This is a genomic window from Anaerotignum faecicola, from assembly GCA_024460105.1.
Taxonomy (GTDB): domain Bacteria; phylum Bacillota; class Clostridia; order Lachnospirales; family Anaerotignaceae; genus JANFXS01.
This window is the reverse complement of sequence record JANFXS010000567.1, coordinates 1-391: the sequence shown is the minus strand read 5'-3', so window position 1 is coordinate 391 and position 391 is coordinate 1. Positions and strand designations below refer to the sequence as shown.

1 protein-coding gene is annotated in these 391 nt (G+C 55.2%); it reads right to left on the bottom strand.

Annotated features, from left to right (window positions below; all coding sequences use genetic code 11):
* Nucleotides 1-116 precede the first annotated feature (116 nt).
* Nucleotides 117-391, bottom strand: a 275-nt coding sequence (locus NE664_15425) for a diguanylate cyclase (GenBank protein ID MCQ4728023.1), incomplete at its 5' end; no start/stop codon positions are given.

Sequence of the window (391 nt, the reverse complement as noted above, 5' to 3'; positions counted from 1 at the left end):
CGAGGCTGGCTGATAACCTGCTGTTCTGATATCCGAGCGGCATCAGACTGTTTTCACGCAAAGGGCCCGCTGAAATCCCCTGTTTTCATCAGGATTTCAGCGGGCCCGTCTCTCTTTTATTCAACGACCAGAACTCCGCTTCTGCCATTCTTCTTAATCTGATACAGCGCCTGGTCCGCCTTCCGGTAAAGCACGTCATAATCCGTCTCACCGCCTGCCATGGCCGCTCCGATACTCAGTGTCACTTCCTGCCCGTGTTTCTCCATCGTCACGTTCTTCACACGGTCGAGCACCTCGGTACAGCGCTGCTTCACCAGATCCGGGTCGTTCACTTCCATCAGGAAGACCACAAATTCGTCGCCTCCCAGCCTTCCGACGATATCATCCGCCC